28 protein-coding genes are annotated in these 26913 nt (G+C 69.1%); 8 read left to right on the top strand and 20 right to left on the bottom strand.

Features of this window, described 5'->3' with window-relative positions; translation table 11 throughout:
* Nucleotides 1–24: 24 nt before the first annotated feature.
* From ilvD to hpaR, 10 genes are all read right to left on the bottom strand, one after another.
* Nucleotides 25–1746, bottom strand: a complete 1722-nt coding sequence (gene ilvD / locus ACMGEZ_RS16565) for a dihydroxy-acid dehydratase (RefSeq protein WP_436823363.1) — start codon at nt 1744–1746, stop codon at nt 25–27.
* Nucleotides 1747–1807: 61 nt separating this feature from the next.
* A complete protein-coding gene (locus tag ACMGEZ_RS16560; protein ID WP_436823362.1) occupies nt 1808–2617 on the bottom strand; it encodes an aldolase/citrate lyase family protein in 810 nt (269 codons plus the stop codon).
* An 11-nt stretch (nt 2618–2628) separates the two neighbouring features.
* Nucleotides 2629–3432: a 2-oxo-hept-4-ene-1,7-dioate hydratase gene (gene hpaH, locus ACMGEZ_RS16555; RefSeq protein WP_436823361.1), complete on the bottom strand. Its 804-nt coding sequence runs from the start codon at nt 3430–3432 to the stop codon at nt 2629–2631.
* A gap of 1 nt (nt 3433) precedes the next feature.
* The gene (locus tag ACMGEZ_RS16550) at nt 3434–3838 is read right to left on the bottom strand and encodes a 5-carboxymethyl-2-hydroxymuconate Delta-isomerase (protein ID WP_436823360.1); all 405 of its coding nucleotides are present in this window, start codon (nt 3836–3838) and stop codon (nt 3434–3436) included.
* Between the two features lie 10 nt (nt 3839–3848).
* Nucleotides 3849–4724 (bottom strand): 3,4-dihydroxyphenylacetate 2,3-dioxygenase, encoded by an 876-nt coding sequence (gene hpaD / locus ACMGEZ_RS16545; RefSeq protein ID WP_436823359.1) that lies wholly within the window; start codon nt 4722–4724, stop codon nt 3849–3851.
* A gap of 2 nt (nt 4725–4726) precedes the next feature.
* A complete protein-coding gene (gene hpaE, locus ACMGEZ_RS16540; protein WP_436823358.1) occupies nt 4727–6184 on the bottom strand; it encodes a 5-carboxymethyl-2-hydroxymuconate semialdehyde dehydrogenase in 1458 nt (485 codons plus the stop codon).
* Nucleotides 6185–6190: 6 nt separating this feature from the next.
* Nucleotides 6191–7168 (bottom strand): Bug family tripartite tricarboxylate transporter substrate binding protein, encoded by a 978-nt coding sequence (locus ACMGEZ_RS16535; RefSeq protein ID WP_436823357.1) that lies wholly within the window; start codon nt 7166–7168, stop codon nt 6191–6193.
* 42 nt (nt 7169–7210) lie between these two features.
* A complete protein-coding gene (locus ACMGEZ_RS16530; protein WP_436823356.1) occupies nt 7211–7963 on the bottom strand; it encodes a fumarylacetoacetate hydrolase family protein in 753 nt (250 codons plus the stop codon).
* Nucleotides 7964–8081: 118 nt separating this feature from the next.
* Nucleotides 8082–8705: a fumarylacetoacetate hydrolase family protein gene (locus ACMGEZ_RS16525; protein WP_436823355.1), complete on the bottom strand. Its 624-nt coding sequence runs from the start codon at nt 8703–8705 to the stop codon at nt 8082–8084.
* On the bottom strand, nt 8702–9133 hold the full coding sequence (gene hpaR / locus ACMGEZ_RS16520) for a homoprotocatechuate degradation operon regulator HpaR (RefSeq protein ID WP_436823354.1): 432 nt from the start codon (nt 9131–9133) through the stop codon (nt 8702–8704). The genes ACMGEZ_RS16525 and hpaR overlap by 4 nt, the downstream gene beginning before the upstream one ends.
* 117 nt (nt 9134–9250) lie before the next feature.
* On the opposite strand from hpaR, the gene radA reads away from it, so the two are divergent.
* Both radA and ACMGEZ_RS16510 read left to right on the top strand, forming a co-directional pair.
* Nucleotides 9251–10639: a DNA repair protein RadA gene (gene radA, locus ACMGEZ_RS16515; RefSeq protein WP_436823353.1), complete on the top strand. Its 1389-nt coding sequence runs from the start codon at nt 9251–9253 to the stop codon at nt 10637–10639.
* Nucleotides 10640–10671: 32 nt separating this feature from the next.
* Entirely contained in the window at nt 10672–11160 is a 489-nt protein-coding gene (locus ACMGEZ_RS16510) for a glycerate kinase (RefSeq protein WP_436823352.1), read from the top strand.
* A gap of 6 nt (nt 11161–11166) precedes the next feature.
* Here the strand turns inward: ACMGEZ_RS16510 and ACMGEZ_RS16505 are convergent, their stop codons facing one another.
* On the bottom strand, nt 11167–12144 hold the full coding sequence (locus ACMGEZ_RS16505; protein WP_436823351.1) for a recombination-associated protein RdgC: 978 nt from the start codon (nt 12142–12144) through the stop codon (nt 11167–11169).
* Between the two features lie 119 nt (nt 12145–12263).
* Here ACMGEZ_RS16505 and ACMGEZ_RS16500 point away from each other — a divergent pair, with 119 nt between their 5' ends.
* Complete coding sequence (locus ACMGEZ_RS16500) at nt 12264–13202, top strand: branched-chain amino acid transaminase (RefSeq protein WP_162578097.1); 939 nt, start codon at nt 12264–12266, stop codon at nt 13200–13202.
* Between the two features lie 8 nt (nt 13203–13210).
* Nucleotides 13211–13420 (top strand): zinc-finger domain-containing protein, encoded by a 210-nt coding sequence (locus tag ACMGEZ_RS16495; RefSeq protein ID WP_436823350.1) that lies wholly within the window; start codon nt 13211–13213, stop codon nt 13418–13420.
* Here the strand turns inward: ACMGEZ_RS16495 and ACMGEZ_RS16490 are convergent.
* Entirely contained in the window at nt 13386–14660 is a 1275-nt protein-coding gene (locus ACMGEZ_RS16490) for an O-antigen ligase family protein (RefSeq protein ID WP_436823349.1), read from the bottom strand. The genes ACMGEZ_RS16495 and ACMGEZ_RS16490 overlap by 35 nt on opposite strands.
* A 75-nt stretch (nt 14661–14735) precedes the next feature.
* Here ACMGEZ_RS16490 and ACMGEZ_RS16485 point away from each other — a divergent pair, with 75 nt between their 5' ends.
* Nucleotides 14736–15077, top strand: coding sequence for a hypothetical protein (locus ACMGEZ_RS16485; RefSeq protein ID WP_436823348.1), 342 nt, complete (start codon nt 14736–14738; stop codon nt 15075–15077).
* A gap of 313 nt (nt 15078–15390) precedes the next feature.
* On the opposite strand, the gene ACMGEZ_RS16480 is transcribed toward ACMGEZ_RS16485, so the two are convergent.
* The 8 genes from ACMGEZ_RS16480 to ACMGEZ_RS16445 all read right to left on the bottom strand — a co-directional run bounded on the left by ACMGEZ_RS16480 (nt 15391) and on the right by ACMGEZ_RS16445 (nt 23426).
* A complete protein-coding gene (locus tag ACMGEZ_RS16480; RefSeq protein WP_436823347.1) occupies nt 15391–16575 on the bottom strand; it encodes a sensor histidine kinase in 1185 nt (394 codons plus the stop codon).
* A 9-nt stretch (nt 16576–16584) separates the two neighbouring features.
* Nucleotides 16585–17301 carry a response regulator gene (locus ACMGEZ_RS16475; protein ID WP_436823346.1) on the bottom strand — a complete coding sequence of 239 codons (717 nt, stop codon included), beginning with the start codon at nt 17299–17301 and terminating at the stop codon, nt 16585–16587.
* A 148-nt stretch (nt 17302–17449) separates the two neighbouring features.
* The gene (locus tag ACMGEZ_RS16470; RefSeq protein WP_436823345.1) at nt 17450–19081 is read right to left on the bottom strand and encodes an NAD(P)/FAD-dependent oxidoreductase; all 1632 of its coding nucleotides are present in this window, start codon (nt 19079–19081) and stop codon (nt 17450–17452) included.
* Nucleotides 19082–19087: 6 nt separating this feature from the next.
* A complete protein-coding gene (locus ACMGEZ_RS16465; protein ID WP_436823344.1) occupies nt 19088–19957 on the bottom strand; it encodes a beta-ketoacyl synthase chain length factor in 870 nt (289 codons plus the stop codon).
* Entirely contained in the window at nt 19954–21150 is a 1197-nt protein-coding gene (locus ACMGEZ_RS16460; RefSeq protein WP_436823343.1) for a beta-ketoacyl-[acyl-carrier-protein] synthase family protein, read from the bottom strand. Before ACMGEZ_RS16460 ends, ACMGEZ_RS16465 begins: the two co-directional genes overlap by 4 nt.
* Nucleotides 21151–21234: 84 nt before the next feature.
* Nucleotides 21235–21675: a type II toxin-antitoxin system VapC family toxin gene (locus tag ACMGEZ_RS16455; RefSeq protein ID WP_436823342.1), complete on the bottom strand. Its 441-nt coding sequence runs from the start codon at nt 21673–21675 to the stop codon at nt 21235–21237.
* A gap of 58 nt (nt 21676–21733) precedes the next feature.
* Nucleotides 21734–22045: a FitA-like ribbon-helix-helix domain-containing protein gene (locus tag ACMGEZ_RS16450; RefSeq protein ID WP_436823341.1), complete on the bottom strand. Its 312-nt coding sequence runs from the start codon at nt 22043–22045 to the stop codon at nt 21734–21736.
* Between the two features lie 22 nt (nt 22046–22067).
* Nucleotides 22068–23426, bottom strand: a complete 1359-nt coding sequence (locus ACMGEZ_RS16445; RefSeq protein WP_436823340.1) for an AmpG family muropeptide MFS transporter — start codon at nt 23424–23426, stop codon at nt 22068–22070.
* Nucleotides 23427–23462: 36 nt separating this feature from the next.
* Here ACMGEZ_RS16445 and ACMGEZ_RS16440 point away from each other — a divergent pair, with 36 nt between their 5' ends.
* The 3 genes from ACMGEZ_RS16440 (at nt 23463) to atzF (ending at nt 26735) form a co-directional block, all read left to right on the top strand.
* Nucleotides 23463–24290: a M48 family metallopeptidase gene (locus ACMGEZ_RS16440; protein WP_436823339.1), complete on the top strand. Its 828-nt coding sequence runs from the start codon at nt 23463–23465 to the stop codon at nt 24288–24290.
* Between the two features lie 142 nt (nt 24291–24432).
* Entirely contained in the window at nt 24433–24861 is a 429-nt protein-coding gene (locus tag ACMGEZ_RS16435) for an SDR family oxidoreductase (RefSeq protein ID WP_436823338.1), read from the top strand.
* Nucleotides 24862–25016: 155 nt separating this feature from the next.
* Nucleotides 25017–26735 carry an allophanate hydrolase gene (gene atzF / locus ACMGEZ_RS16430; protein WP_436823337.1) on the top strand — a complete coding sequence of 573 codons (1719 nt, stop codon included), beginning with the start codon at nt 25017–25019 and terminating at the stop codon, nt 26733–26735.
* Nucleotides 26736–26913: the final 178 nt, after the last annotated feature.

The raw sequence follows: 26913 nt of genomic DNA, 5'->3' as shown, positions 1-26913 counted from the left end.
CGGGAGTCTCCGTGTGAGGGCGTTTCAGGATTCGTCGCGCAGCCAGGTGACTGCGCCCGAATGGGTCACGGCGCCCTGATGGCTGGGGCGCACGGTGAGGGCATATTTTTCCAGCAAGCCGGTGTGCCGGACCCCCGCGTTTACCTGACGTCCGGCCAGCCGCGCGGCGATCTCGCCGTCGCTCAGTTCGACCGTGATGCTGCGCGCCTCGGGACGCGCGTCGATGGAGACGATGTCGCCGTCGCGCAATGCCGCGATCGGGCCGCCCTCGGCCGCCTCCGGCCCCGCATAGCCGATGCACAGGCCGCGCGTCGCGCCGGAAAACCGGCCGTCGGTCAGCAGCGCGACCTTGTCGCCCATGCCCTGGCCGTAGAGCAGCGCGGTGATGCCCAGCATCTCCCGCATGCCGGGGCTGCCCCTGGGGCCTTCGTTGCGGATCACGATCACGTCGCCGGCCTGGTAGCGGCGGTTCTGCACGGCGGCCTGCGCTTCTTCCTCGGACTCGAAGACGCGTGCCGGCCCGCGGTGCACCAGCGTTTTCAGGCCCGCGGTCTTGAGCAGGGCTCCGTCCGGGCACAGGTTGCCCTTGAGCACGGCCAGGCCACCATCGCGCGAGATCGGGTCGCCGGCCTTGCGCACCACGCGGCCGTCGGGTGCGGGCGCACCGGCCACTTCCTCGGCCAGCGTGCGGCCGGTGAAGGTGAGCGCGTCGCCATGCAGGTGGCCCTGTTCGAGCAGCGTGCGCAGGATCACGCCGGCGCCGCCGATGTAGAACACGTCGCGCGCCAGGTACTGCCCACCCGGGCGCAGGTCGGCGACGAGCGGCGTGCGCGCGAAGACCTCGGCCACGTCGTCGAGGTGGAACTTGATGCCGGCTTCGTGTGCAATGGCCGGCAGATGCAACGCCGCATTGGTCGAGCCGCCGGTGGCCGAGACCAGGGCGCAGGCGTTCTCCAGCGCCTGGCGCGTGACGACATCGCGCGGCAGCGGGCCTTCGCCCATCACGGCCTTCATAAGCTGCTTCGCGGCGCGGCGCATCAGCGGCGCGCGCTCGCTGAACACGGCCGGCACCATGCTGGAGCCGATCGGCGCCAGCCCCAGCGCCTCCGACACCATGCCCATGGTGTTGGCGGTGAACTGGCCCGCGCAGGCGCCGGCGGTGGGCAGGCAGGCGCGGCTCATGGCGTCGAGCTCTTCATGCGTCGCGTCGCCGGCCAGCACCTTGCCGATGGTCTCGTAGGTGTCGACCACGTTGAGGTCGCGGCCGTCCGGCCCCGGCATCTGGCCGGGCAGGGCCGAGCCGCCGTGCACGAACACGCTGGGCACGTTGCAGCGGACCATGCCCATCATCAGGCCGGGCAGGTTCTTGTCGCAGGCGCCGATGGCGAAGATGCCGTCCCACTGATGGCCGCGCGTCGATGCTTCCACGCTGTCGGCGATCAGCTCGCGCGAGATCAACGAAAAGCGCATGCCCGAGTGCGCCATCGTCAGGCCGTCGCTCACCGACACCACCGGGCACTCGTGCGGCGTGCCGCCGCCGGCGTAGATGCCGGTCTTGGCATGCTGCGCCTGCTCGCGCAGGTTGAGGTTGCAGGGGCTCATCTCGCCGCCGGTGTGGAACACGCCGATGTGCGGACGCGCGATGTCCTCGTCGTCCTGGCCCAGCGCATGCAGGAAGCTGCGCGTGGTGGCGCGGATGGTGCCCTCGCGGATGATCGCGGAGCGGAAGCGCTTGGGATCGGTCACTGGAATACCTTCGGCTACGGTGCTGTTCGACTTGGGAGCGGCCCTGCGGCTCGTGGTGTTGTCAGTACGTGCCGCCCGCGGATGTCGGCTTCGGAGCGCCCTTGAAGCGGGCGGCCAGCGCGTTGGTGCTGCGCACCAGGAGATTGGTGTCCAGGCCGACCGCGACGAAGAGTGCGCCCAGCTCCAGGTACTTCTGCGCCAGTGTCTCGTCGGGCGTCAGGATGCCGGCGGCCTTGCCGGCGCCCTGGATGCGTGCGATCGCGTCGTCGATGGCCGCCTGCACCTCGGCATGGTTCGAGTCGCCGACATGGCCGAGCGAGGCCGACAGGTCGGCCGGACCGATGAAAACGCCATCGACGCCGTCGACTGCGGCGATCGCGTCCAGGTTCGCCAGCGCTTCGCGCGACTCGGCCTGCACCAGAAGGCAGACCTGCGAGTTGGCCTCCCTGGCATAGGCCGGGTAGCGGCCCCAGCGCGAGGCGCGGGCGCCGCCCATGCCGCGAATACCCTGCGGCGGATAGCGCATGGCACGCACGATGGCGCTCGCCTGTTCGGGCGTATCGACCATCGGCACCAGCAGGGTCTGCACGCCGAGGTCGAGGTATTGCTTGATCAGCGCCGTGCCTGCGTCGCCATGGCCGACGGGCACGCGCGCGATGGCGTTCACGCCCGGATAGGCCGCAATGGCTTGCGCCTGCTGCAGGACGCTGCGCAGGCCGTTGGGCGAATGCTCGCCGTCGATCAGCAGCCAGTCGAAGCCGGCGCCCGCGCAGATCTCCGCGCTGTAGCCGTCGGCCAAGCCGAGCCAGAGGCCGATCTGCGCACGCTTCTCGGCCAGGGCTTGCTTGAAGGGATTGGTGGGGGTTTGCATGGTGTTCTTTTTCAAACGAGACGGAAGGCGATGGAGCCCAGGGGGCCGTAGTCGGCATGGAAGGTGTCGCCCGGCTTGGCGGTGGTCGGCCGGGTGAACGAGCCGCCCAGCACCACCTCGCCGGCCTCCAGGCACTCGCCCCAGGGCGCGAGCTTGTTGGCCAGCCAGGCCACGCCGGTGGCCGGGTGGTTGAGCACGGCCGCGGCCAGCCCGGACTCCTCGATCACGCCGTTCTTGTAGAGCAGGGCGCCGACCCAGCGCAGGTCCACCGCGTCGGGCTTCACCGGCCGGCCGCCGGTCACGATGCCGGCGTTGGCCGCGTTGTCGGCGATGGTGTCGAAGACCTTGCGCATGGCGCCGGTCTCGCGGTCGAGCTGCTCGATGCGCGCATCGATGATCTCGATGGCCGGCACCACGTAGTCGGTGGCGGCGAGCACGTCGAAGATGTTCACGTTCGGCCCCTGCAGCCGCTTGCCCAGGACGAAGGCGAGCTCGACTTCGATGCGCGGCGCGATGAAGCGGGTGAAGGGGATGTCCCCACCCTGCTCGAAGAACATGTCGTCCAGCAGCGTGCCGTAGTCCGGCTCGGTGATCCGGCTGGCCTGCTGCATGGCGCGCGAGGTCAAGCCGATCTTGTGGCCCCTGACCACGCGGCCTTCGGCCAGCTTGGCCTTCACCCATTCGCGCGAGATGGCGTAGCCATCCTCGACCGTCATCTCGGGATGGCGCGTCGAGAAATGCCGCAGCTGTACGCGCGACTTCTCGCTTTCGTGCAGCTCGGCCGCGAGTTGCTGGATCAGCTTCTTGTCGAGCATGTCAGGGTTGAAAAAGTGAATGCAGGTTGCCGCACTTGCCGTCGTAAACCTGGCCCGGCGCTTCGTCGATCTGCAGCGTGATGCCGACATGCCGCTTCGCAAGCAAGGGCTCGACATGCCGCTTCAGCCGCGCGAGCAAGGCATCGCCGATGCGCTTCTTCACCGCGTCGGCGCGTCCCGCCGCCATGCGCAGGTTGAGGTAGACGAAGCCATGCTCGCCCGAGCCGTCGGCCACTGCAAAGTGCGCGGCCGGATAGGCCAGCACACGCGTGCCGCCGACGGGAAAGACCGGGCGCTCCTGGTCGTCGCGCTGTTCGAGCATGGTGTCGGCGAGGGCGCGGCACAGCGCCGGCATGTCGGCGTCGGCTTCGACGTCGGGCGTGTAGAGGATCACGAGATGAGGCATGGGTGGCTTCTCAGGCGTTGGCTTGTGCCGGCAGCGGCGTCACTGGAAAGATCGCATTGATCTGCCCCGTGCCCGAGCTGCCGAAGTAGGGCGTGACGATCTCCACCGGCGCGGTGTAGCGGTCCCAGCCCAGCAGGCCCAGCAGCATGGCCGTGTCGTGCATGTCGCCTTCGCCCCAGCACTTCTCGGCATACATCGGCAGCATGCCGACGAAGGTCTTCCATTCGCCGGCTTTCCACAGTTCGACCACGCGATGGTCGACCTGCTCGAGGAAGGGGTCGTAGACCTTGTGCATGAACTCCGGCGCGCGGCCGTTGTCCGCGAAGTGGTGCGACAGCGAGCCGCTGGCGAACACCGCCACCGTGCCGTCGTAGCGCTCCTCGATGGCGCGCCGCACGGCAAGGCCGAAGCGGCCGGATTCGGTGAGGTCGTGCCAGTCGCACCAGCCGCTGATGCTGATCACCTTGTAGTGCTGGTCGGCATTCATGTAGCGCATCGGCACCAGCGTGCCGTATTCCAGCTCCAGCGTGGTGTCGCTGTGGGCGCGGCTCTTCACGCCCATCTCGTTCGCCACGTCGGCAATGAGGTGGCCCAGCGCCGGATTGCCCGGGTAGGCATAGGGCATGTTCTTGATGAAGTGCGGCAGCTCGTTGCTGGTGTAGACGCCCTCGAACTTCGGGCCGCAGTTGATGTGGTATTCGCTGTTGACCTGCCAGTGCACGTCGAAGACCACGATGGTGTCGACGCCCAGCTCGCGGCAGCGCCGGTCGATTTCCTTGTGGCCGTTGATCGCTGCGTCGCGGCAGCCGAAGTTCGGGCCAGGGAATTCCGACAGGTACATCGAAGGGACGTGCGTGATCTTGGCGGCGAGTGCGAGCGTGCCCATGGTCAAGCTCCCCAGTGCGGGATGTGGTGCGAACCCAGCGACACCGCCACGTTCTTCGGCTCGCAGAAGACCTCGTAGCTCCAGGTGCCGCCCTCGCGGCCGGTGCCCGAGGCCTTGGTGCCGCCGAAGGGCTGGCGCAAGTCCCTGACGTTCTGGCTGTTGACGAAGCACATGCCGGCCTCGACGGCCGCGGCGACGCGGTGCGCGCGGCCGATGTTCTCGGTCCACACGTAGCTGCTCAACCCGTACTGGATGTCGTTGGCCAGGCGGATCGCGTCGGCCTCGTCCTTGAAAGGGATCAGGCAGGCCACGGGTCCGAAGATCTCGTCCTGCGCGATCTTCATGCGGTTGTCCACGTCGGCGAAGACCGTCGGTGCGACGTAGTTGCCGCGGCGCACGCGCTCCGGCAGCTGCGGCACCTCGAGGCCGCCGCACAGCAGCGTCGCGCCTTCCTTCGGACCGAGCTCGATGTAGCTGCGCACCTTGGCCAGGTGGGCCTGCGAGATCATCGGGCCGACGATGGTCTTCTCATCCAGCGGATCGCCGACCACGATGCGCCTGGCTCGCTCGGCGAACTTCGCCGCGAAGTCCGCGTAGATCGACTGCTGCACCAGGATGCGCGAGCCCGCGGTGCAGCGCTCGCCGTTGTTGCTGAAGATCATGAACAAGGCCGCGTCGAGCGCGCGGTCCAGGTCCGCGTCGTCGAAGATCACGAAGGGGCTCTTGCCGCCCAGTTCCATGCTGAACTTCTTCAGGCCCGCGCTCTTCACGATGCGGTTGCCGGTGGCGGTGGAGCCAGTGAAGGAGATCGCCCGCACGTCCGGGTGCGCCACCAGCGGCTCGCCGGCTTCCTTGCCGTAGCCGTGCACCAGGTTCAGCACGCCCGGCGGAATGCCGGCTTCCAGCGCCAGCTCGCCCAGGCGCGCGGCGGTGAGCGGCGACAGCTCGCTCATCTTGAGCACCGCGGTGTTGCCGAAGGCGAGGCAGGGCGCGACCTTCCAGGTGGCGGTCATGAAGGGCACGTTCCAGGGCGAGATCAGTGCACACACGCCGACCGGGTGGAACAGCGTGTAGTTGAGGTGCGTCTCGGTCGGATAGGTGTGGCCATCGACCCGCGTGCACATCTCGGCGAAGTAGTAGAAGTTGTCGGCCGCGCGCGGCACCAGCTGCTTGCCGGTCTGGGCGATGACCTGGCCGCAGTCGTCGGTCTCGGTGCGCGCCAGCTCGGGCACGTGGGCCGCGATCAGGTCACCCAGCTTGCGGATCAGCTTCGCGCGCTGCGGCGCGGGCATGCCGGCCCACTTCGGAAAGGCGGCCTTCGCGGCGGCAACGGCCGCATTGACTTGCGCTTCGCCGCCCGACGCGACCTCGGCCAGCACCTCCTGCGTGGCCGGATTGACGGTCTCGAAATAGTCGGTGCCGGCGATCGGCTTGCCGTCGATGAGGTGATCGATCTTCATGGGCTCTCAGTCCAGTTTGATGTCGCGCGCCTTGATCAGCGCATGCCACTTCTTGCGTTCGGACTCGGCGTAGCGCGTCATCTCGGCGGCATCGGCCGGGCGTGCCTCCCAGCCGGCATCGAAGAGCTTTTGCCGCACGGCCGGATCGTTCATGGCCTTGCCGAGCTCGGTGCCGAGCCGGGCCTGCACGTCCTTGGGCGTGGCGGCCGGCGCCACCAGGCCCTGCCAGGCGTAGGCCTCGACGTTGGTAAAGCCGAGCTCCTTGGCCGTCGGCACGTTGGGCAGCTGCGGCATGCGTTCGGCCGAGAGCGCGATCAGCGGCGTGATCTTGCCGGCCTTGACGGCGCCGACCCCGCTGGGCAGGTCCAGCACGATCAGCGGCACCTGCCCCGCCAGCAGGTCCTGCATGGCCGGTGCGCCGCCCTTGTAAGGCACATGCAGCAGCGAGACGCCCGCCTCGCGCTGGAACAGCTCGAGCGCCAGGTGGTGCGGGCTGCCGTTGCCAGGCGTCCCGATGCTGTACTTGCCAGGCGAGCGCTTGAGCTCGGCGAGCAGCGCCTTGGCATCGGTGAAGCCGGCGTTGGGGCCGGCGGTGATCACCAGCGCCGAGCGGCCCATCATGCCGAGCAGCGCGAAGTCCTTCTCAGCGTCGTAGGGCACCTTCTTGTAGAGCACCGGGTTGTAGACCAGCACGCCGTTGTCGGCGGAGAACACCGTGTAGCCGTCGGGCGTAGCGCGGGCCACGTGCTCCGACGCGATCATCGCGCCGGCACCGGGACGGTTGTCGATGACGACCGGCTGGCCCAGCTGCTGCGAGAGCTGGGCGCCGACGGTGCGCGCGAGGAAGTCGGTTCCGCCGCCTGCCGGGTAGCCGACCACCCAGCGTACCTGCCGGCTCGGGTAGGACTGGGCAGGGGCATCGATTGCGACCACCGATGCGCAGAGTGCGAGCAAGGCTGCGGCGAGCCTCGGTGTCTTGATCATGGTGTGTCTCCTTGTAGTTCGGAACGGGACGGATGTCTGTTTTCAGCCGGCGACGATCGTGCTGACCAGCGCGCCGATGTGCTCGATCTCCGTCACGACCACGTCGCCCGGCCTGCAATCGACCACGCCGTCGGGTGTGCCGGTGAGGATCAGGTCGCCGGGCGCGAGCGTCATGAAGCTCGAGAAGTACTCGATCAGGAAGGGCACGTCGAAGATCATGTCCTTCGTGTTGCCCGACTGGGTGACCTTCCCGTTGACGGTGGTCTGCAGCGCAAGGGACATCGGGTCGGGCACGTCCTGCACGTCCACCAGCCAGGGGCCGATGGGCGTGCAGGTGTCGCGGTTCTTCACGCGCAGGTTGGGGCGGTACCAGTTCTCGAGGTAGTCCCGGATCGCGTAGTCGTTGGCCACCGTGTAGCCGGCGATGAAATCGTAGGCGTCGTCGCTTCGCACCTTGCGCGCCGTCCTTCCGACCACGACCGCGAGCTCGCATTCGTAATGCATGAATGACACGCCGGCAGGGCGCTGCGTTTTCTGGCGATGGCCGATGAGCGAGCTCTGGCCCTTGACGAAGACCAGCGGCTCCTCGGGCGCCTTGAATTCCAGCTCCTTCGCATGGTCGGCGTAGTTGAGGCCGAGTGCGAGGATGGTGCGCGGGCGCGGCGTGGGCGCCAGCGGCGGCAGCCACAGCGCATCGTCGAAGGCGATGCTGCGGCCGTCGTCCAGCAACAGCCGGCCATCGCGCTCGACGGCGGGCTGTTCGACGCCTTCGAAGGCGATGCGTGCGTGCCTCATTGGGCAACCTCCGTGCCATGCACTGCGGTGCGAGCCCCTTCGGGCGGCCGGGCGGGGCTCACTGGAGTCCCTTCGCCTTCGGCGACGGTGCTATTCGCCTTCGGAGCGGCCGTGCGCCTCATGCCGCCTCTCCCTCGAGCGTGTTGACCAGCGTCTCGAAGCCCGGCGCGCTGATCTCGATGCGGTCGCCGGGGCGGGCCAGCGGGCGGCCGGCGTCGCAGCCCAGCATCAGCACATCGCCTTGCGCGAGCGTCATGAACTCGCTCACGTCGGCCAGCAGCTGCGCCGCGTTGCGCACGAGTTGCGAGAAGTCGACCGACTGGCGCAATTCGCCGTTGATGCGCACCTCCAGCCTGAACTCGGCCGGGTCCGCCACCTCCTGCGCGTCGCGCATCGCGGGGCCGATGCCGAGGAAGCCGTCCACGCACTTGAACTTGACCGGCGGGCGGAAGAAGCTCGCGTGCGGGATCGAGAGATCGTTCATCGGCACGAAGCCTTCGACGTCGCCGTCGGCGCCGATCACCATCGCGATGGTGGCGCCGACTTCGACCTCGGGAACGCGGGCGGGCACGGGGATCGCGCTGCCGTGCTGGCTCCAGGTGTTGGCCGTCTTCACGTACAGCACCGGGGCCTTGGGGGGTGCCTTGTAGGGCGGCTGCGTCATCTGCGGCGCGAGTGCCTCGACCTCCGCGCGGAAGTTGAGCAGCACCCCGTACACCGTGCCGGTGGGCAGAAAGCTCATGGTTGCTCCAGTTCGATCACTTCGTCGAGCAGCACATAGAGCTGCGAGAGCTTCTGCTTGCCCAGCGACTTCTCCATCCACGCGTAGTGATCCTCGATGCTGCGCGAGAGCTTCTGGACCATGCGCGTGCCCTTGGCCGTGGCTTCGACGACGGTGCGGCGCTGGTCGGCGGGATCGCGCGCGCGGCGGATCAGGCCGTCGCGCTCCATGCGCGCGAGCACGCCGGTCAGGCTGGGGCCGAGGATGAAGGCCTCGCGCGCGACGCGGCCGGTCTCGACCACCCCGTGCTCGCCCAGCACCCGCAGCACGCGCCATTGCTGGTCGCTCAGACCGTGTTCGCGCAGGCTGGGCCGGGTGTGCGCCATGACGGCCTCGCGTGCCTGCAGCAGCAGGCGGGGCAGGTTGCGGTGGACGAAGGGAGTGCTCATGAAGCCCCGATTATTTAACATGTTAAATTTATTGCAAGTCCTTCCGATCAACTCTTCGGGCGGGTTTTCCCTGGGTTCGAAGGGATTGCGTCCGGGAGCCCTCCCTACACTCGGGCGATGGCCAAGGAAAAATCACTCTTCGTCTGCTCCGAATGCGGCGGCACCAGCCCCAAGTGGCTGGGCCGCTGCCCCAGCTGCGGCGCCTGGAACACGCTGGTCGAGCAGGTGGCCGCAGCGGCTGGCGGCGGCAACAACCGCTTCGGCGCCCCCTTCGCATCGCTCGCGGGTTCGTCCGAACTGGCGATGCTCTCCGAGATCGAGGCCGGCGAGGTCCCGCGCACGCCCACCGGGCTGGACGAGCTCGACCGCGTGCTGGGCGGCGGCATCGTCGACGGCGGCGTCACGCTGATCGGGGGCGACCCGGGCATCGGCAAGTCCACGCTGCTGCTGCAGGCGGTCGATGCGCTGCAGCGCGCGGGGCGCAATGCGCTTTATGTCACCGGCGAGGAGAGCGGCGCCCAGGTCGCATTGCGCTCGCGGCGGCTCGGCCTGGAGCAGTCGCAGGTGCAGGTGCTGGCCGAGATCCAGCTGGAGAAAATCCTCGCCACGCTCGACGCCACGCGGCCGGCGATCGCGGTGATCGATTCGATCCAGACCGTGTACTCCGACCAGCTGACCTCGGCCCCCGGCTCGGTGGCGCAGGTGCGCGAATGCGCGGCCCACCTTACGCGCTTCGCCAAGGCCAGCGGCACGGCGGTGGTGCTGGTGGGCCATGTGACCAAGGAGGGCGCGCTGGCCGGCCCGCGCGTGCTCGAGCACATGGTCGACACGGTGCTGTACTTCGAGGGCGACACGCATTCGAGCTTCCGCCTGGTGCGCGCCATCAAAAACCGCTTCGGCGCGGTCAACGAGATCGGCGTGTTCGCGATGACCGAGCGCGGCCTCAAGGGCGTGGCCAATCCTAGCGCGATCTTCCTGAGCCAGCATGCCGAGCCGGTGCCCGGCAGCGTCGTGCTGGTCACGCTCGAAGGCACGCGGCCGATGCTGGTCGAGATCCAGGCGCTGGTCGACGACGGCGGGCCCAGCCCGCGGCGCCTGTCGGTCGGCCTCGACCGCGACCGGCTCGCCATGCTGCTGGCGGTGCTGCACCGCCATGCGGGCGTGGCCTGCATGGACCAGGACGTGTTCGTCAACGCGGTGGGCGGCGTGCGCATCAGCGAGCCGGCGGCCGACCTGGCGGTGATGCTGGCCATCACCTCCAGCCTGCGCGGCAAGCCGCTGCCCAAGGGCTTCATCGCTTTCGGCGAGGTGGGCCTGGCCGGCGAGGTGCGGCCGGCGCCGCGCGGGCAGGAGCGGCTGCGCGAAGCCGCCAAGCTGGGCTTCAGCGTGGCCGTGGTGCCCAAGGCCAACGCGCCGCGCAAGGGCGCCAAGGAGATCGAGGGGCTGACGATCCACGCCGTGGAGCGCATCGAGGAAGCGATGGAGGTGGTGCGCGGCCTCGATTGAACCGCCCGCCTCCCGTTTCGACCCCGGCGACAATGCAAGCCATGAATTTCGGGAAAGTTTTCGTGCCCCTCGCGGGCCTGCTGCTGCTCGGCGCGTCCTACCGTGCCTATGGCTGGCCCGGCGTCGCTTTCGCCGGCGGGGCGATCATCATGTTCCTGCTGATGCATTTCAATCGCACCATGCAGGTCCTGAAGCGCGCCGCCGACCGGCCCATCGGCACGGTGGCGAGCGCCGTGATGCTCAATGCCAAGCTCAAGCCCAAGGTGACCCTGCTCCATGTGATCGCGATGACCCGCGCGCTTGGCGAGCAGCGCACACCCAAGGATGCGCAGCCCGAGGTCTATCGCTGGACGGACAACGGCGGCTCTTGGGTCGACGCCACCTTCGTCAACGGCAAGCTGACCGAGTGGAAGCTGGTGCGCCCGGAGGCACCGGGCGAGAACGAAGACCAGCCGGCCGACCCGCCGAGCGCCGACGCGGTCAAGCCCGGGGCCGCCGACGCCCTGCGCCCGCCCGTCTAGTCGCGGCTAGAACGGCGCCGATTCGTCGGCCAGTTCTTCCGTGGGTGCCGAGGCCTTCGGTGCTTCGTCGACGGGCGCAGCGCCCAGCTGCATCTCTCCGCCCAGCGCCTCGATCAGCTCCGGCACCAGCTGCCCGAGCTCGCCGGTCGCGATCGCGGCATCGGCATCGAAGTTGTCTTCCTTGGCCGAGCCCGGCGCCTCGTCGAGCGTGCCTTCGAGGAACACGATCTTGCGCAGCTGCATGCCCTCGGTCAGCTCGAAGGACACGCGGTCGTCCCAGGTCATCGCCAGGCGCGTGGGCCGCTTGCCGTCCGCGATGTGCTGGCGGACCTCGTCGATGTCCAGCGGGTGCTTGGCGTAGCGCACCACCGCCTTCGATTCGTCGGTGGCCTTGAGCTCGCATTCGCGGTCGATGGTGAAGCCGGCCGGCGGCTCCTGCGTCGACAGCCAATCCGACATCGCGACCGCCGGCTCCACTTGCGTGTTGATCTGTGCCACGGCGAAGCCTTCCAGCGCCTTCACCAGGCTGGTCACGACTTCGTCGGCCCGCGCCGCGTTGCTCGCATTCACGACCAGCCGGCGCGCGGCCGGGTCGATCCAGACCGCGATGCGCACGTGGCGGGTGAAGGCCAGCGGCAACAGCTCCTGCGTGATGTCCTCCTTGAGCGCCTTCTTCTCCTTCTTGCCGGGCTTGCGGCCGGTGGTGGCCTCGATCTGCGCGGCGCGCTCCTCGACCTTGCGGCGCACCACGGAGCCCGGCAGGGTCTTGCTCTCGATCATGTATTCGAGCAGCCATTGGCCGCCGACGGATTCGACCAGCGGCCCGTGCTCCTGGCCGCGGGGCTCGGTCCAGCCGGCGGCTTTTTCCTGCGAAGGGCTGCAGGGCACGAAGCGAAAGGCGTCCAGGCGCTGCTCGGCGTCGGTGAGCGTTTGCGACCACGTGGATTCGATGCGATAGACGATGACGTTCTTGAAGACGGACACGAGAAGAGAACCCTTTTCCTGGCTGTTTGGCAAAGCCGAGCATTGTCGGCGGGACGACCCGGGGCCGCGCCGTAAAATCGCAAGCTTTTGCGACATCCCTCCCCCAAAAGGACAAAGAAATGAGCGCGCTGCCCCCTGCACTGGACGATCGTGACGGAAAGATCTGGATGGACGGTGACCTCGTGGACTGGCGCGACGCCAAGATCCACGTGCTGAGCCACACGCTGCACTACGGCTGCGGCGCCTTCGAGGGGGTCAGGGCCTACAAGACGGTCGACGGCACCGCGATCTTCCGCCTGGCCGAGCACACCGAGCGGCTCTTCAACAGCGCCAAGATCCTGCGCATGAAGATCCCCTTCACGCCCGAGCAGCTCAACGAGGCGCAGAAGCAGGTGGTGCGCACCAACAAGCTGGAGAGCTGCTATCTGCGCCCGCTGGTGTGGATCGGCTCCGAGAAGCTCGGCGTGAGCCCCAAGGGCAACCGCATCCACGCGATGGTCGCCGCCTGGGCCTGGGGCGCCTACCTGGGCGACGAAGGCATGAAGCGCGGGATCCGCGTCAAGACCTCGAGCTACACGCGCCACCACGTCAACATCACGATGACGCAGGCCAAGGCGGTGAGCAACTACAGCAACTCCATCCTCGCCAACATGGAAGCCCTGGACGACGGCTACGACGAGGCGCTGCTGCTCGACGCGTCCGGCTTCGTGAGCGAAGGCGCGGGCGAGAACATCTTCGTAGTCAAGGGCGGCGTGGTCTACACGCCCGACCTGTCGGCCGGAGCGTTGAACGGCATCACGCGCAACACCATCCTCCACATCTGCAAGGACCTCGGCATCGAGGTAGTGCAGAAGCGCATCACGCGCGACGAGGTCTACATCGCCGAGGAAGCCTTCTTCACCGGCACCGCGGCCGAGGTCACGCCCATCCGCGAGCTCGACCGCATCGAGATCGGCCAGGGTTCGCGCGGGCCAGTCACCGAGAAGATCCAGAGCGCCTTCTTCGACATCGTGAACGGGCGCAATCCCAAGTACGCCCACTGGCTCACCAAGGTCTGAGAGAAAAAATGAGTCCCAAAGCCGTGATCGAACTGTCGGGCCAGGACCTGAACCACCAGGGCGGTGTGTTCTGCCCCAACCCCAAGGCCGACATGAAGCTGTGGAGCGCGCACCCCAAGGTCTACCTGGACGTGGCGCGCACCGGCGAAGCCAAGTGCCCTTACTGCGGCACCGTCTACCGGCTCAAGGCCGGCGAGGTGGCAGGGCATCGCCACTGAAAGCGGCTCTCGCCCGGCTCGGGATCAATCCGCGCCATGAATCCCCCGGCTCCTGCGCCAGCCGCAGGTAGATCGTCGACACCCACAGCAGGCTGAGCCCGATCTGCGCATCGCGCAGGGCCGAGTTGGCATTGGTCGCGATCAGTGCGATCAACTGCGCGGCGAAGGCGTAGCGCCCGTACAGGTCGTCGCGCCGCCAGGCCACCCAGACGCCCGTCAGCAGGATGGCCAGCAGTGTCAGCGCGCCCGGAATGCCGGCCTGCGAGCCCATCCACAGGAAGTCGTTGTGGGGCATGTTGTAGTCGGCCAGGAGCTTCGGGCCGCGCAGGTGCCACTGCTCGGTCCAGCCGCCGATGCCCCAGCCGGTCAGCGGCCGGTCGAGGATCATGCGGCCGGTGTCGCGGTACATGTAGTAGCGCACCACCCAGCTGCCCTCGGACACGGCGCCTTGCTGGGCGGCTTCGAGTTCCTGCACGCCGAGCTCGAACTTCTGCTGCACCGCAGGCGAGTTCCACAGGCCCACGGCCACGATCGCGCCGCCCGCCACCATCGCCAACGCAAGCACCTTGAGCTGCCGCCGCCACTGGTGCACGCAGGCGGCCGGAATCACCAGCAGCAGGGCCAGCAGCGAAGTGCGCGAGGGCAGGCTGAAGGTGATGACCACGATCACCGCCAGCGTCGCCGCGAAGGCGGCCACCGCGCGCAGCGGCCGCCGCTCCGAGAGCGCCTGCAGGCCGAACACGGCCGCGGTTGCGCCCAGGATGGTGAACAGCAGTGCGTTGCTGATGGACTTGTTGCCGATCAGGAAAATCACGCCGCGCCAGGGCTCCAGCACCGGGAAATAGATCTTCAGGAAGATCGCCGACCAGAACGTCGCGATCAGGACGATGTTGAAGAGCGCCATCAGCAGGAAGCCCCGCAGCGCCCAGATCGCCTCCTCGCGCGTGAGGGCCAGTGCCATCAGCAGCGTGGCGGCGATGCGCAGGCCGTGCGTCAGGTTCGACGGCGTCTGCGGATACCAGGGCCGCAGCGCCAGCACCACCAGCGTCCACGCCACGTAGGCCACGATCGGCCACCACATCGGACTGGCGCGCAGCCGCCGCGCGCGCTCGCGCCAGTCGCCGGCCGCCAGCAGGGCGAGGAGCATCAGGAGCGCGGCGAGATAGGGGACGCCGACCGGCATGAACACCGTCAGCCCCCAGAACATGGCCGCGGGGCGGACGAGTTGCGATCTCTGCATGGGGGCGGATTCTAGGGGGCCGCCGAAGGCACCCTGAATCCGAGCCGTTCATCTACGTACATCTAATATCCACGCATGTCCACCCGCCTTCGTCGTCCGATCGGTGAAATTCTCCGGGACCGCAGCAACGCCCGGCGCGAATTCCTGCGTCCACAAATCGAGCGGACGCTGGCTGAAATGAGGCGGATGGGCGTTGTCTGCGAAGTGATCGGCTCCTTCGCGCGCGCCGGCGAATTGGTCGACGAGGATTCGGACCTGGACGTGCTGGTCGAGCAAAAGGGGCCGCTGACTGAAGGCGACATCTGGGATATCGCATGGACGCACCTCACCGACGTCGATGTTGACCTCGTGTTTGCGGACCGATTGCCAGCTCGCAAGGTGGCCCTTATGAAGGAGCATTTCCGACCCGCTCCTTGATGCCGCAGGAGTCAGGAGCTTGAAGGAAGTACTGGGGTTCCGGCACATTGTGCGATCCAACTACGCCGGCGAACTGGCTCCTCCCCGCGTCTTCGAGCAATCGCCAACACTGCCGCAGCTGTCCAAGCCGCAGTCACCGGCGTGAGGCAACTCTTCGATCCCTCGGACGCGCCCCGCGATCCTGCAGGCGGACGAGACGCTTGACAACCAGGTGTCCCCGGCGGTTTTCTTGTGGGAGCTGAGGGGCCGCCACACTCGTGAATTCCACAACCGCCCACCCTGCTCCCGGCTGCTGGCGGCATGTCATTGCCTTCTAGGTCGGAAGCGCGATCACGAAGCTGGCGCCGCCGCCGGGCCGGTCCTCGCAGCGCACCGTGCCGCCATGCCGCTCGGTGATCGACTTCACCAGCGCGAGGCCGAGGCCCACGCCGCCGTTGCGCTCGCTTGCGCCCGGCAGGCGGTAGAACGGCTCGAAGATCCGATCGCGCAGCGCAGCCGGCACGCCGGGGCCGCGGTCGTTGACGCGGATTTCCGCCGCGCCGTGCCGGTTGCCGAGCTCCACGCTGATCTCGCCGGCGCCGTAGCGGCGCGCGTTCTCGAGCAGGTTGCGGATCGCGCGGCGCAGGAGGCGCGGCACGCCGCGTACCGTGAGCGCCTCGCTGCTGGCGTCCTCGGCCACGTCGAGCTCGGCGTCGACGCGCGCGCACTCCTCGGCGGCCAGGCCGGTGAGGTCCACCGTCTCGACCGTGCCCATGTCGGCTTCCTTGGCATCCAGGCGGCTGGCCAGAAGGATCTCGTCGATCAGCTGATCGAGCTCGGCGATGTTGCGCGCTATCTCGTCGCGTGCGGTCGGGCTCGGCCGCTCGCTCATCAGCTCCAGGCCCATGCGGATGCGCGCGAGCGGCGAGCGCAGCTCGTGCGAGGCATTGGCCAGCAGCGACTTGTGCGAGCGCACCAGCTCCTCGATGCGGGCCGCGGCGGCATTGAAGCGATTGGAGAGGTCGGCCACCTCGTCCTGCCCCTCTTCCGCCACGCGCGCGGACAGGTCGCCTTCGCCCCAGCGCTGCACGCCGCGCTGCAGCGCTTCGAGCCGCTTGGTGAGGCGGCGCACGATCGGGTAGACGCCCAGCGCCACCGCCATGCCGACCAGCGCGACCATCCAGCCCAGTCCGAAAGGCGTGCGCCAGGCTGCCAGGCCGGTACTGCCCGTCGGGCGGGCGCGCGGCGCGACGCGCAGAGACATCGAGCGGCCGTCCTCGAGCATCACATCGAACTCCAGGCCCTGGCCAGGTACACGCACGGCGCTGCCGGTGCCGATGGCGCGGTCCTTGTCGTCGAGTACCACCACCTCGCGCGGCACGGCCGACAGCCGCTCGCGCTCGTTCTCGGCGGCTTCCCGCACGATCCAGTTGGCGCAGAGCGTGAGGATGACGACACCGCCCACCACCGCCAGCCAGATGCGGACGTAGAGATGGCGCCGGTACAGGTTGAGCAGCATGGCGCCCGCCTAGTCCTGTTGCTTGGCGAAGACGTAGCCCACGCCGCGCACGGTCAGGATGCGCTTGGGGTTCTTGGCATCGGCCTCGATCGCCGCGCGGATGCGGCCCATGTGCACGTCGATGGAGCGGTCGAAGGCCTCCAGCTCGCGGCCGCGCACGGCTTCCATGATCTGGTCGCGCGTGAGCACGCGGCCCGCGCGCTCGGCCATGGCGACCAGCAGGTCGAACTGGTAGGAGGTGAGGTCGGCGGGCGCGCCGCCGACCGTCACGCTGCGGGCGTTGCGGTCGATCTCCAGGGTGCCGAAGCGCATCACGGCGGCGGGCGCCGCCTCGCTGCCGCCCTCGCTGCGCCGGCGCAGCACGGCACGGATGCGCGCCAGCAGCTCGCGAGGCTCGAAGGGCTTGGGCAGGTAGTCGTCGGCGCCGATCTCCAGGCCGATGATGCGGTCCATGGGGTCGCCCTTGGCGGTGAGCATCAGCACCGACACCTTGGCGAGCGCGCTGTTGGGCAGGGCACGGATGCGGCGGCAGACCTCGAGGCCATCGGTGTCGGGCAGCATCAGGTCGAGGATCACGAGGTCGGGCGAGCGCTGCTGCAGCATCTCGAGCCCGCTGGCGCCGTCGAGCGCGTGGTGGAAGCCGAAGCCCGACTGCGCCAGGTACTCGCCGACCATCTGAGCCAGGCGGGCGTCGTCTTCGATCATCAGGAGTTGGGGTGTGCTCATCGGGGTCCTCGGCCGGCGCTTTCGCCGGTTTGTTCGGCCCGGCAGGAGGCCGGGGGCAATGCTGAAGCCTAGCGTCGCCGCACGGAGACAAGAAGGCTTGAACGCTCCGTAAAGTTGGCGTAAACCTCGCAGCCGATGGTATCCCTCGTCATGGGGGAGCAAACAGCAGCGGGGTTGCGGCACCGGCCGGCGGCGGCGCGGCGCAGGCCATTTCGGCGAGCACGGCGCGCAGGGTCCGGTCGTCCAGGTCCGGATGCTCGCCGCCTGCGCGACGCAGGATCTCGCCGGCCAGGGTCCGCAGCTGCTCCGCCGAGGCCCGCATGCGCGCCTGGAAGGCCGCGTCGTCCAGCCGGTCGCCCAGGCTGCGGTTGAGTTCGGCAAACCACGGCAGGGCGGCTTGGTCCAGCATCACGGCCGGGTTGCGCTTGGCGCTCTTCCCCGACCAGGCGCGCAGAAAGTCCTGCATCGCAAAATTCAGGTGCTGGCAGTGTTGCAGCTCCTCGCGCAGGCTGCCGAGCAGCGCCAGATCGGTGAGGCGCTGCTGGAAGAAGATCTGCGAGAGCACGCCCCAGTAGTAGGTGTAGTCCCAGATCACCTTCACCGGCAGCACCTCCGGGTCGCCGAAGAGCGCGTATTGGTCGGTGTAGAGCGCGAGCGTGCTCTCGTAGAACGAGTGATAGATCTGGTCGTAGAGCCGGGCGCGCGCCTCCACCGAGTGTCCGGCGCGGTCGTGCGCGATCAGGTCGGTGATGTAGGTGTTGCTCATCGCGATGAAGTCGCTGCCCGGTGAGTAGAAGGGGTCGAGGAAGAGCCCCGCCTCGCCGGTCAGTGCCCAACGCTGTCCCGAGAACACCTGCTTGCAGCCGTAGGAGAAGTCGCGGAAGAAGGCGAAATCCTGCAGCAGGTGCCGCTTGCCGTCGAGCTCGTCGAAGAGGCGCGGCTGCCAGGTGCGCAGCCATGCCATCGCCTTGTCGAAGCTGTCCATGGCGTCGAGCGGATGCTGCCGCGGGTCGGCCACGATGCCCACCGAATGCGAGCCCGAGGCCAGCGGGATCAGCCACACCCAGTAGCCGGTGCCGACCAGGTGGTTGGTCGACAGCCAGCGCGCCTGCGGCTCGCAGCGTCCGCGCCATTCGGCGCTGTCGGACCAATGGTCGATGGTGATGCGCTCGCCGATGCGGAACCAGACCGCGTTGCACACATGTGCGTTCGGCTGCGCCAGCCCCAGCTTGCGCTTGAGCAGGCCGGCGCGGCCGCAGGCGTCCACCAGCCACCGGGCGCCGACGACGTGCGTCTCGCCGTCGCGCGTCCATTCCAGCCGGTGCGGCGCATGGGCATCCTCGGCCAGCTCGATGCGGCGCACCAGTGCGCCGTCGATGAAGCGCACGCCGGCCCGCGTGGCCTCCTTGGCCAGGTAGTTCTCGAAGATGCCGCGGTCGATCTGGTAGCTGGGCACCGACAAGTAGCGGCTCGAGCCGATCTCGGTCACCTGGTCGATGTCGCGCCGGCCCTCGCTGAAGAAGAAGCGAAAGCCGAATTTGCGCAGCTGGGCGCCGTGCAGATGGGCCTTCAGCCCCAGCACCGTGTCGAAGTAGTGGGCACCGATCTCGACGGAGGACTCGCCCACCTTGTGCGCGGCATGCGGCACCGGGTGGGCACGGCGCTCCAGCACCACCACGTCGATGTCGCCGAAGCGTCGCTTGAGCTGCAGCGCGAGGGTGAGTCCCCCGAGCCCTCCCCCCATGATGACGACATCGTGGTGGGAGGGCGTGGTCTCCACGGTGGATCAGCCCTTTGGTTCCAGCCGCAGGCGCAGCGACAGTGATGCGCCCAGCGGCAGGTCCAGCGAGTCCGCCTCGGCGCGCGCCAGCGCCTCGAAGAAGGGGAGCGCGTCGGCCATTGCGTTGGCCTTCAGCGCCGCCGCCGCATCCGGGAGCGGACGTTGCGGTGCGGGTGTGCCGGTCGCCAGCGACCACTCGAACGCCGCCACTGTGCGCTCCGTGCGTGCGGGCGCGACCACCAGGGCCACGGCCAGCAGCTCGCGGCTCTTGATCACCGACCCGAGGGCACCCACCGACGGGATGTCGAAGCCGGCCAGCAGCACCGCCTGCTGATCGGCCGCGCACTGCGTTGCGGCTTCGAGCAGGCCGGCCGCGAAGCTGTGCTCGTAGGCCGCCAGCGAATTGCTCGCAGCCGTGCACCCGGTGCCGATGGTCCAGTAGCCGACCGCGGCGTTGTGCACCGAGTTGTGGAACTTGATCGGCGACAGCAGCTTGGGGTCGTTGGCCAGCGTGGCGCACATGTAGTCGTTGATACCCAGGTCGCCGTGGGCCGAGGCGAACACGCACGGCAGGTCCTTCGCCGCGCGCCCCGAAGCCTCGACCGCCGCGGCCGCGACCTCCAGCGCGAGCGCGACAGTGTCGGGCGCGCGCCGCCGTTCGGCCGGCGCCAGCATCTGCGGCGAGGGCCGCTTGGCCGGTGGATCGGCGGGCGCGGCCTCGCCGCGGAAGACCGCGCGGGCGCTGCTCCAGCTGGGCAGCGTGGAAGCCCAGAAGGCCGGGCCTTCAATGTAGAGGGTCGGCGTCGACGCGTTCACTGGAGTACCTTCGCCTTCGGCTGCGGTGCTATTCGCCTTCGGAGCGGCCGTGCGGCTCATGCCGTGGCTCCCTTGCCGAACAGCAGCGCGCAGTTGTTGCCGCCGAAGCCGAAGGAATTGGAGAGCGCGTAGCGCACCTCGCCGCGCGCGGGCTCCAGCCGAATCTGCGGGCCGCAGACCGGGTCGAGCACGGCGGTGTTGACGGTGCCCGGCATCAACCCGTGCTCGATGGCCAGCAGGCTGATCACTGCCTCGACGATGCCGGCCGCGCCCAGCGTGTGGCCGGTGAAGCCCTTGGTCGAGCTGGCATGGGTGCCGGGCGGGAAGCGGCGCGCCACCAGGGCGCCCTCGACCTCGTCGTTCTTGGCGCTGGCCGTGCCGTGCATGTTGATGTAGTCGATGGCCTCGGCCGCCAGGCCTGCGCGCGCCAGCGCGTCGTCGAGCGCGCGCTCGGCGCCCAGGCCTTCAGGGTGCGGCGTGGACATGTGGTGCGCGTCGCTGGCCTCGCCGTAGCCCAGCAGCTCCAGCCGGCCCGGGCCGCGCTCCAGCAGCGCGAAGCCCGCGGCCTCGCCCAGGCTGATGCCGTTGCGCTCGGCGTCGAACGGGCGGCAGGGCTCGGGCGAGACCAGCTCGAGCGAGTTGAAGCCGAACAGCACGCTGCCGCACAGCGTGTCCACCCCGCCGACCACGGCCGCGTCGACCAGGCCCAGGCGGATCAGCCGCTCGGCCGAGGCGAAGACCTTGGCGCTGGAGGAGCAGGCGGTGGAGAGCGTCTCGGCCGGCCCTTCGAGGCCCAGCGCCTCCTGCACGAACATCGTGAGCGAATGCGGCGTGTGCACGCGGGGCCGGCGCTGCTCCGGCGGGAAGCCGCCGTCGGCTTCGAGCTGGGTGTACGCGAGCTCGGTCTCGCCGATGCTCGACGTGGAGGTGCCCAGGATCAGCGCGATGCGCGCCGGCCCGTAGCGCTCGCGCGCCGCGGCCACCGCCTCGATGAAGCCGTCGGCCTGCAGCCCGAGCCAGGCCAGGCGGTTGTTGCGGCAGTCCCAGCCGGCGAGGTCTTCCGGCAGGCTCATGTCCTCGAGGCCGTCGATGCGGCCGATCCAGGTGGGGAGCGGCGTGGCGCCGAAGTCGTTGGCGCGCAGGCCGCTCGTCGATTGTTCGAGTGCGCTGAGCAGGGGTTCCTTGCCGACACCGACGGCCGAGGTCGCAGTGAAGGCGCTGATCTTGAGGGGTGGGATGCGGGAGGGCGGCACGGTAGGGCGGTGATGCGTGGCGTGAAAAACGTCACAGCCTACCAGCTACTTCGTCGGTCGCGTGGGCGTGAATGTCCTACGCCCTCACAAGGTGCCGAGGTGCGCCTGTGCCGCCTCGGCGAGCCGGCGGTCGAAAGTGGCGAGCGGCGCCTTGAGCTCGGCGGCGAGCCAGAGGTAGGCGGCCTGGTAGGCGGTGAGCTCGTAGCGCGCCGCCAGCTCGTACTGGGCGATCGAGTCGACGGGGTGAAGGTCGATGTCGGAAGTGGCGTAGTCGCGCAGCACCTGCGCGATCGTTTCGGCCGGGCCATCCTGTCGGCGCTTCTTGAGCGCGACGCTCACGATCTCATGGTCGAGCAGGTTGGGGGCATGCAGGCTGCGACCGATCAGCCGCGCCAGCGCTTCGTCGCGCGCCGGCTCGTCGAAGAGGATGGCGCTGAGCGCGCTGCAATCCACCACCATCGGCGGGCGCGCCATGAAGGGCGCTGGCGGCTCGGCGACGTAGAAGGCCAGGGCCGAAGCGCTCACAGCGCTACGCCCGCGCTGCGCGCTGCGGCGCTATTCGCCTTGGGAGCGGCCCGGCGGCTCATCGGGCATCGCGCTCGGCGCGAAGGATGTCCACCGCGGCGGGCCCGCTGCGAATGGGCTCCGGGAAGCGCACCCGGTGTTCGGCTGCGATCTGCTCGATGGGCTTGCCGCCGCGCCGCAGGACCGGCCGGCCGCTCCAGCCGATGCTCACGATGCCCGGGCGCGGAACGGGGGCTGGCGCCGGCTCGTAGATGGCCTGCTCGAGAATGGCCATCAGCTCGCCTTGCAAAGACCGGTGGTTGCGCGCGGCCCGCTGCCGCAGCCGCTCTGCAAGATCGTCGGGCACGTCCTTGACGGAAAGATTTGCCATGAATACCTCCAGTTTGGAGCCATTATGGCGCCACTTCGGAGACGACCGAGGGCTTCCGCGCAGGGGCGTGCCTGGCCGCCAGCGCCACCAGAAGGAGCACCGGCAACCCGAGTGCCGCCGTGCCGGTGAAGAAGGCGTGATAGCCGTAGGCGTCGACGAAGACTCCGGAATAGCCCGCGATGAACTTGGGCAGCAGCAGCATCAGCGAACTGAACAAGGCGTACTGGGTGGCGGAGTAGCTGATGTTGGTGAGACTCGACAGGTAGGCGATGAAGGCGGCCGAGGCGATGCCGCCTGCCAGGTTGTCGGCCGAGACCACCAGCACCAGGGCCGTCAGGTCGTGTCCGCGCGTGGCGAGCGCGGCAAACAGCAGATTGCTGGCGGCGCTCAGCACCGCGCCAAGCATCAGCACCCGCATCACGCCCAGCCGCATCGAGAGCACGCCGCCCACGAAGGCGCCGGCCAGCGTCATCACCACGCCGTAGATCTTGCTCACCGTGGCCACCTCGTCCTTGGTGAAGCCCATGTCGACGTAGAACGGGTTGGCCATGATGCCCATCACCACGTCGCTGATGCGGTAGACCGCGATCAGCGCCAGGATCAGCGCCGCCTGCCAGCGGTAGCGGCGGAAGAAGTCCGCGAAGGGCTCGACCAGGACGCTCTCCAGCCATTCGGCGGCGTTCTTCGCCTTCGGCAGCACCACGCGCGCGGGCTCGGGCGACAGCAGCACCGTGATCACCCCCACCACCATCGACGCAGCCATCGCGAGATAGGCGGCTTTCCAGGCGCCGTTCTGGTAGCCCGGGCTGCCGGCCAGCTCGGCCCAGGCCGCGATCCACAGCACGCCGGCGCCGGCCCAGATCATCGCGAGCCGGTAGCCGGTCTGGTAAGCCGCCGCGAGCGCCGCCTGCTTGCGCGTGGCCGCCGATTCGATGCGGAAGGCATCGAGGGCGATGTCCTGCGTGGCCGAGCCGAAGGCCACTAGCATTGCGCACCACACCAGCGGCGCGAGCCCGGCGCGGGGATCGTTGAACGCCATGCCGACGATGCCGGCCATCACGACCAGCTGCGACAGCAGCAGCCAGCCACGCCGTCGCCCGAGCAGCGTGGTCAGCGGCGGCAGCGGCAGGCGGTCCACCAGCGGCGCCCACACCCACTTGAAACCATAGGCCAGGCCCACCCAGCTCAGGTAGCCGATGGTCGTGCGGTCGATGCCGGCCTCGCGCAGCCGGAAGCTGAGCGTGCCCAGCACCAGCAGCAGGGGGAGGCCCGCGGAGAAGCCCAGCGCCAGCATGCGCAGGGTCGCGGGTTCGAGATACACCTTGAGCGCATCGCGCCACGGCAGGGTGGGGGGAGTCTGGTCAGCCGGGGGTAGGGGCATGAAGGAAGGTCTTTGAGGCTCTCTTATTATTCCCGCATGTGTCTGCACTGCCCCTCCCGATCCGGCCGCTGGCAAGGTCGCCGTGCCTTCCTGCTTGCCGCCGCTGCCGCGGCAGCCACGCCGGCCCTGGCGCAGGTGGAGGTGGGCAAGGCCTCCGTGGCGCGCAACCTGGTGCCGGCCGAGAACGTGGAGCAGGCCGGCGTGCAGCAGTACGGCGAGCTGCTGGCCCAGGCCAAGGCCAAGGGCGCGCTGGCCGGTGCCGGCAACCCGCAGCTGCAGCGCCTGCACGCCATCGCGGGGCGCATCATTCCCTTCGCGGCCCAGTGGAACGAACGCGCCGCACGCTGGAAGTGGGAGGTCAACCTGATCGGCAGCAAGCAGATCAACGCCTTCTGCATGCCCGGCGGCAAGATCGCCTTCTTCACCGGCATCCTCGACCAGCTCAAGCTCACGGACGACGAGGTCGCGATGGTCATGGGCCACGAGATGGCGCACGCCCTGCGCGAGCATGCGCGTGCGCGCCTGGCCAAGAGCGCGGGCACCGGCGCCGCGCTGTCGATCGGGGCGCAGCTGCTGGGCCTCGGCCAGGCCGGCGACCTCGCGGCGCGCGCCGGCACGCAATTGCTCACCCTCAAGTTCAGCCGCAGCGACGAGACCGATGCCGACCTGGTCGGGCTCGAGCTCGCCGCGCGCGCCGGCTACAACCCGCAGGCCGCGGTGTCGCTGTGGAAGAAGATGGGCCAGGCTTCGAAGAACCAAGGTGGGTTGAGCTTCCTGTCGACGCACCCGAGCGGCCCTGATCGGATCGCCAAGCTCGAGGCCAACGTGCCCAAGGTCGAAGGCCTCTACCGCGCGGCGAGATAGGTCCCGCGTTGCCGGTCGCTGCGCCTTTGCAGGATCGGGCAAGAAGCGTCCTCGAATTGGCTACCGCCTGCCGGCGCCTCGTTCCTAGACTCGTTCCAAGCCCCGCCGCACCTGCGCCGGGGTCTTCATCAAGGAGCGCAGCATGTCGGGAATCCAGGACAAGGTCATCGCCATCACCGGCGCCAGCGGCGGCATCGGCCAAGCCGTGGCCAGGGTACTGGCCGGACGCGGCGCCAAGGTGATGCTGGGAGCGCGCCGCATCGGCCGGTTGAACGCACTCGCCAGGGAGATCGTCGACGCCGGCGGCTCGGCGCACTACCAGGCGCTCGACGTGACGCAGCGTGCGAGCATGCAGTGCTTCATCGACGAGGCGAACGAGGTCTTCGGCCGCGTCGACGTGATCGTCCATGCGGTTCCGTCCGCCCCGGCCGCTGCCTGCACCACCACGCGTGCGGTGCGCGCCATCACTGCGCCCGAAGCCATCGAGCGCGCCATCGCCCTCGCGATCGATCAGCCGTCGAATATGGGCGCCAGCGAGATCGCTTTCCCCCGCCTTGCTCACCTCGCCTAGGCGGGCGGGGGGCGACAACCTCCGCTTTGCCGGCCGGGCTGCCACGAGCCCTCGGAGCGGCCGTGCGGTTCGTGCTTCTCTTTCTTGACTGACTGGCCCAGCAGGTCACTGGCACGCACCTTGCATCTCGTCTTGTACACAAGACAGGATGCTTGATGATGGTGCATGAAACAGCCTCGCCTCGCGGCAAGGCCCCGGCGACGGACGGTGCAGCGACAGCCGCGCAAGCCTGGATCGCACGGCTCGACCCGCCCGTGGCCGGCGCGGCGCAGGGTCCGCTCGCCGGGCTGCGCTTCGCGGCCAAGGACAACATCGATGTCGCCGGCGTGCCCACCACCGCCGCCTGTTCCGCCTTCGCCTACACGCCGGCCGCCCACGCCCATGTGGTGCAGCGGCTGCTCGATGCCGGTGCAAGCCTGGCCGGCAAGACCAACCTCGACCAGTTCGCCTGCGGCCTCAACGGCACGCGTTCGCCCTACGGCGCGGTGCCCAACAGCTTCGATGCGCGCTATGTGAGCGGCGGGTCGAGCTCGGGCTCGGCCTATGCGGTCGCCGCCGGCGAGGTGGACTTCGCGCTGGGCACGGACACCGCAGGCTCGGGCCGCGTGCCGGCCGGGCTCAACAACATCGTCGGCCTCAAGCCCTCGCGCGGCCTGATCAGCGCGCGCGGCGTGGTCCCGGCGGCGCAGAGCGTTGATTGCGTGTCGATCTTCGCGCCGACCGTCGGCCTGGCGGTGCGCGTGCTGCAGGCGGCGATGGGCTTCGACGCCGAAGACCCCTACGCGCGCCCGCTGGTGCTCGCCACGCGACCGCTGCCCGCGCGCTTTCGCTTCGGGGTGCCGCGCGCGCCGCGCTTCTTCGGCGACATGCTGTCGGCTGCCGCCTTCGAGCGCGCGCTCGCACAGATGCAGGCGCTGGGCGGCACGCCCGTCGCCATCGACTACGCGCCGCTGGCCGATGCCGCAGCGCTGCTCTACGACAGCGCGCTGGTGGCCGAGCGCTATGCCGCCGTGCGCAGCTTCTTCGATGCGAACGAGGAGGCCGTCGTCGAGCCGGTGCGCAGCATCCTGGCCGCAGGGCGGGGCTACAGCGCGGCCGACTTCGTGGATGCCCGCACCCGGCTGCACGCGCTGGGCCAGCGCGCAGCCGCGATGTGGGAAGAGATCGACCTGCTCCTCGTGCCCACCGCGCCTGCCCACTACACCATCGAGGCGATGCGCGCGGCGCCGACCTTGCTCAACCGCAACCTCGGCGAGTACACCAACTTCGTCAACCTGCTCGACTACTCGGCGCTCTCGGTGCCTGCAAACCTGCGCGAGGACGGACTGCCCTTCGGTGTCACCCTGATCGGACCGTGCGGCAGCGACCTGCAGCTGGCGGAGCTGGGCCAGCGCTTCCATCACGCCACGGGCTTGGCGCAGGGTGCCACCGGGCGGCCGCTCCCCGCGCCCGAGCCGCTGCCGATAGCGCCGCCCGAGCCTTCGGTGAAGCTCGCCGTGGTCGGCGCCCATCTTTCGGGGATGCCTCTGAACGGTCAGCTTACCGAGCGCGGCGCCACGCTGGTGGCGCAGACCTCGACCGCGCCGCAGTACCGGCTCTATGCGCTGCCCGGCACGGTGCCGCCCAAGCCCGGCCTGGTGCGCGTTGCGCCCGCACAGGGCGCTTCGATCGCCGTGGAGGTGTGGCAGATGCCGCTCGCGCACTACGGCAGCTTCGTCTCGCTGATCCCCGCGCCGCTCGGCATCGGCACCCTCGCGCTGGCCGACGGCAGCAGCGTGCAGGGCTTCCTGTGCGAAGGGCTGGCGCTCGAGGGCGCCGAGGACATCACGCATCTGGGCGGTTGGCGCCGCTACATCGAGTCCCGCCAGGCTTGACAAATAGTTCCCAATGAGCGCTCCCCGACACATCCCCGGCACTCCGCGACGACGTGTGCTGCAAGCCGGCGCGGCGGGCATCGCCGCGCTGCGAGGGCAGGCCGTGCTGACTCAGCCCGCGCCCACAATTTCCGAGGTGTCCTTGGCATGGTCCTCGCGTGGGTGGAGCCAGAACGAG

Origin of the sequence: Variovorax stachyos, from assembly GCF_051400855.1 — a bacterium.
GTDB lineage: Bacteria > Pseudomonadota > Gammaproteobacteria > Burkholderiales > Burkholderiaceae_C > Variovorax.
The sequence above is the reverse complement of the archived record's forward strand: the minus strand, read 5'-3'. Positions and strand labels throughout refer to the sequence as shown.

Excerpts from the sequence above, each read along its gene's own strand:
- hpaR (WP_436823354.1), bottom strand. The coding sequence starts at position 9,133 with ATGAGCACTCCCTTCGTCCACCGCAACCTGCCCCGCCTGCTGCTGCAG.
- ACMGEZ_RS16550 (WP_436823360.1), bottom strand. The coding sequence starts at position 3,838 with ATGCCTCATCTCGTGATCCTCTACACGCCCGACGTCGAAGCCGACGCC.
- ACMGEZ_RS16445 (WP_436823340.1), bottom strand. The coding sequence starts at position 23,426 with ATGCCCCTACCCCCGGCTGACCAGACTCCCCCCACCCTGCCGTGGCGC.
- ACMGEZ_RS16535 (WP_436823357.1), bottom strand. The coding sequence starts at position 7,168 with ATGATCAAGACACCGAGGCTCGCCGCAGCCTTGCTCGCACTCTGCGCA.
- ACMGEZ_RS16525 (WP_436823355.1), bottom strand. The coding sequence starts at position 8,705 with ATGAGCTTTCTGCCCACCGGCACGGTGTACGGGGTGCTGCTCAACTTC.
- ACMGEZ_RS16475 (WP_436823346.1), bottom strand. The coding sequence starts at position 17,301 with ATGAGCACACCCCAACTCCTGATGATCGAAGACGACGCCCGCCTGGCT.
- ACMGEZ_RS16465 (WP_436823344.1), bottom strand. The coding sequence starts at position 19,957 with ATGAGCCGCACGGCCGCTCCGAAGGCGAATAGCACCGCAGCCGAAGGC.
- ACMGEZ_RS16495 (WP_436823350.1), top strand. The coding sequence starts at position 13,211 with ATGAGTCCCAAAGCCGTGATCGAACTGTCGGGCCAGGACCTGAACCAC.
- hpaE (WP_436823358.1), bottom strand. The coding sequence starts at position 6,184 with ATGAAGATCGATCACCTCATCGACGGCAAGCCGATCGCCGGCACCGAC.
- ACMGEZ_RS16490 (WP_436823349.1), bottom strand. The coding sequence starts at position 14,660 with ATGCAGAGATCGCAACTCGTCCGCCCCGCGGCCATGTTCTGGGGGCTG.
- ACMGEZ_RS16480 (WP_436823347.1), bottom strand. The coding sequence starts at position 16,575 with ATGCTGCTCAACCTGTACCGGCGCCATCTCTACGTCCGCATCTGGCTG.
- ACMGEZ_RS16500 (WP_162578097.1), top strand. The coding sequence starts at position 12,264 with ATGAGCGCGCTGCCCCCTGCACTGGACGATCGTGACGGAAAGATCTGG.
- ACMGEZ_RS16440 (WP_436823339.1), top strand. The coding sequence starts at position 23,463 with ATGTGTCTGCACTGCCCCTCCCGATCCGGCCGCTGGCAAGGTCGCCGT.
- radA (WP_436823353.1), top strand. The coding sequence starts at position 9,251 with ATGGCCAAGGAAAAATCACTCTTCGTCTGCTCCGAATGCGGCGGCACC.
- ACMGEZ_RS16450 (WP_436823341.1), bottom strand. The coding sequence starts at position 22,045 with ATGGCAAATCTTTCCGTCAAGGACGTGCCCGACGATCTTGCAGAGCGG.
- ACMGEZ_RS16530 (WP_436823356.1), bottom strand. The coding sequence starts at position 7,963 with ATGAGGCACGCACGCATCGCCTTCGAAGGCGTCGAACAGCCCGCCGTC.
- ACMGEZ_RS16560 (WP_436823362.1), bottom strand. The coding sequence starts at position 2,617 with ATGCAAACCCCCACCAATCCCTTCAAGCAAGCCCTGGCCGAGAAGCGT.
- ACMGEZ_RS16510 (WP_436823352.1), top strand. The coding sequence starts at position 10,672 with ATGCAAGCCATGAATTTCGGGAAAGTTTTCGTGCCCCTCGCGGGCCTG.
- hpaD (WP_436823359.1), bottom strand. The coding sequence starts at position 4,724 with ATGGGCACGCTCGCACTCGCCGCCAAGATCACGCACGTCCCTTCGATG.
- atzF (WP_436823337.1), top strand. The coding sequence starts at position 25,017 with ATGATGGTGCATGAAACAGCCTCGCCTCGCGGCAAGGCCCCGGCGACG.
- hpaH (WP_436823361.1), bottom strand. The coding sequence starts at position 3,432 with ATGCTCGACAAGAAGCTGATCCAGCAACTCGCGGCCGAGCTGCACGAA.
- ACMGEZ_RS16435 (WP_436823338.1), top strand. The coding sequence starts at position 24,433 with ATGTCGGGAATCCAGGACAAGGTCATCGCCATCACCGGCGCCAGCGGC.
- ACMGEZ_RS16485 (WP_436823348.1), top strand. The coding sequence starts at position 14,736 with ATGTCCACCCGCCTTCGTCGTCCGATCGGTGAAATTCTCCGGGACCGC.